The sequence below is a fragment of the Frankia sp. CoBUL1 genome (assembly GCF_978021245.1).
Window position 1 is genome coordinate 1 of the sequence record NZ_CDXDOS010000336.1, and the last position, 3,067, is coordinate 3,067.

The following is a 3,067-nucleotide window of genomic DNA, read 5'->3' on the forward strand; positions in this document are numbered from 1 at the left end:
GGCCCTTCCCGGTTGGACGCCGAGAAATCATGATCATTATTTTGGGTCCACGTGCCGGATCACCGGCGGTGAGGCCGTAACCTGAAGGTGTGTCAGTGATCAGTCTGGACAATCCGCGAGACTCGGCCGAACGGGTGGTGAGTGAGCTGCTGAGGGTGCCGCCGGCCGCCAATGAGCTTGGCCGCGTCTTCACCGCGAACGGCTACCTCCTTCACCTCGTCGGTGGTTCGGTACGGGACGCCCTGCTCGGCAGGCCGGCGTCCGCCGTGTCCGGGGCCGTACCGGCCGATCTCGACTTTGCCACGGACGCCCGCCCCGAGCGGGTTCTGGAGATCACCCGAGGATGGGCGGAGGCGACCTGGGAGGCCGGAATCGCCTTCGGCACGGTCGGGCTCGCTCGGCACGGTGTCCGGTTCGAGATCACTACCTACCGTAGCGAGGCGTACGACCGGAAGTCCCGCAATCCGGCCGTGACCTACGGCGACAGCCTGGAGGCGGACCTGTCCCGGCGGGACTTCACCGTGAATGCGATGGCGGTGTCCGTGCCCGGCCATGACTTCGTCGACCTGTTCGGCGGGATGGCAGATCTCGCCCGCGGCGTGCTGCGTACCCCCGCAAGCCCTGAGGCGTCGTTCGACGACGACCCGCTGCGCATCCTGCGGGCCGCCAGGTTCGAGGCGGCCCTGGGCCTCACCCCGGTACCCGAGCTGGTCGCGGCGATGCGCTCGCGGGCCGATCGGCTCGCGGTCGTCTCCCCCGAACGGATCCGCGACGAACTGCGCAAGCTTATGTCGGCTCCCGATCCGGTCACCGGTCTGGAGCGGTTGGTCGAGGTCGGGATCGCCGACATCGTGCTGCCCGAGGTGTCCGCCATGCGGATGGAGATCGACGAGCACCACCAGCACAAGGACGTCTACGCCCACACCATGACGGTGCTGCGTCAGGCGATGACCCTGGAGGAGCCGGGGGAGCCGGACGAGGTGCTGCGCTGGGCCGCGCTGCTGCATGACATCGGCAAGCCGCGGACCCGCCGGCACATGACGGGTGGGCGGGTGTCCTTCCACCACCATGAGGTCGTTGGCCGGGACATGACCCGCCGCCGGCTCGCGGCGCTGCACTTCCCCAAGGACGTGACTGACGCGGTCTGCCGGCTCGTCTACCTGCACCTGCGCTTCCACGGATACGGGGCGGGCGAGTGGACCGACGCCGCCGTACGCCGCTACGTGCACGACGCGGGTCCTCAACTCTCCCGGCTACACAAGCTGGTCCGCTCGGACTGTACGACCCGCAACCGGCGCAAGGCCGCGGCGTTGTCCCGGACGTACGACTCGCTCGAGGAGCGGATCGCCGAGCTCGCCGCGCGCGAGGAGATCGCCGCGATCCGGCCGGAGCTTTCCGGGGACGACATCATGGTGCTGCTGGGGCTGCCACCGTCCCGGTTGGTGGGCCAGGCCCGGTCGCACATGCTGGAGTTCCGCTTCGAGCACGGGATCGTCGGCCGGGAGGCCGCCGAGGCCGAACTGTTCCGGTGGGCCCGGGAGCACGAGGTCCCCGTCCCCGGTGATGCGCCCGTCTCCGGCGAGCTCACGCCTCGGCGGGGGTGACCGGCCTGGGCTGACTGTCCGGACCAGGCTGACCGTCCGGGCCCGGACGGTCAGCCGGTCGTGCCAATCCGGGCTCGCCGATGTGACGGATGATCCGGTCTTCCGGATGGCGGTGGGCGGCCCGGTAGTACAGGATCCCGGCGAGCGCGTAGCCGGCCCCGGCTACCAGGACCACCGGAACGGACCGGCCCTCGTCCGGCAGGACCATGGCGGCCACCGCCGCGGCCGCCACGAAGGCAACATTGAACAGCAGGTCGTAGAGCGAGAAGGCGCGACCGCGGTAGGCGTCGTCGGTCTCCTCCTGCACGATGGTGTCCACGCAGATCTTGCTGGCTTGTGCGGAAAACCCGAGCAACGCTCCCGCGACGATGAACAGCGTCGAGGAGAAGGGCAGCCCGAGCGCGACCTCGACGACCCCGCCGAGTACCAGGACGAGGGCGATCCAGCTCGACTTCGGCATGCGCCGCGTGACGCGGGGAGTCGCGAGCGCGGCGCTGATCGTGCCGGCTCCACTGGCTGCGACGACGGCGGCGAGTCCCGCGAGCCCGCCTTCCGAGCCGGTGAAGTAGTTGCGATACAGCAATACCGTCATCACGAGGATCAGGCCGTAGGCGGCTCGCGAGGTGGTGAGGGCGGCGAGCGCCCGCCGGGCCGGCCCGTGGTTCACCAGATAGCGGGCGCCGTCAAGCATGTCGGCGACGACCTGGGTGGTCTGCGCCCAGGCGCCCTGCCAGGCCATCGTCTCCAGCGGACCGAAGTCGCTCCGCCCCGCCCGCGCCGCGGTGGCGGCGGCTACAAGGTAGGTGAGAGCCGCCAGAGCGGCGACGAACGCCACCGCCCCGTCCTCGCCGCCGATCAGCCCGCGCAGCCCGCTGCCGACACCGGCTCCGGCGAGCGTCGCGACGGTGCCGGAGGTGACGGACAAGGCGTTCGCCGTGACAAGCCGGTCGAGGCCGACCACGACCGGGAGCCCGGCGGACAGCGCCGCCAGCACGAAGCGGTTCATGCTCACCGACGCCAGTGCCACCGCGTAGAAGTCGAGGCCCGTCTGGCCGGTGGCGATCAGAGCGACCAGGATGCCCATCAACAGCATCCGGACGAGTGAGCAGACCACCAGAACCCGCTGGCGGGACACGCGATCGAGCACGATGCCGGCGAAGGGGCCGATGACGCTGAACGGCAGCACAACGATCGCGAGCGACGCGGCCAGGGCCGCCGCTGAGGTCGCCCGTTCGGGAGAGAACAGCACATAGCTGACGAGGCTCGCCTGGAAGACGCCGTCGGCGGCCTGGGAGGTGAGCCTGGACGCGTAGAGCATCCGGAACCCACGGTCATGCAGCAGCTCACGAAGGTTCTCCGCCCGGGCCACGTCGTCAGCCTAGCGGGAGTTTCCTAGATAGTTCGATCTTGGTTGGAGTTTTCGCAGCCCATGACCAAAGTTGATCTTCCGGATGTGTATTACC

2 protein-coding genes are annotated in these 3,067 nt (G+C 69.6%); one reads left to right on the forward strand and one right to left on the reverse strand.

Translation table 11 applies throughout. From position 1 onward, the window contains the following. Positions 1 to 95: 95 nt before the first annotated feature. Positions 96 to 1,604, forward strand: a complete 1,509-nt coding sequence (locus tag AC08OX_RS16505) for a CCA tRNA nucleotidyltransferase (protein ID WP_476608638.1) — start codon at positions 96 to 98, stop codon at positions 1,602 to 1,604. On the opposite strand, the gene AC08OX_RS16510 is transcribed toward AC08OX_RS16505, so the two are convergent. After that, positions 1,585 to 2,973 (reverse strand): MFS transporter, encoded by a 1,389-nt coding sequence (locus AC08OX_RS16510; RefSeq protein ID WP_476608639.1) that lies wholly within the window; start codon positions 2,971 to 2,973, stop codon positions 1,585 to 1,587. The two genes, AC08OX_RS16505 and AC08OX_RS16510, sit on opposite strands and share 20 nt — an antisense overlap. Positions 2,974 to 3,067 lie beyond the last annotated feature (94 nt).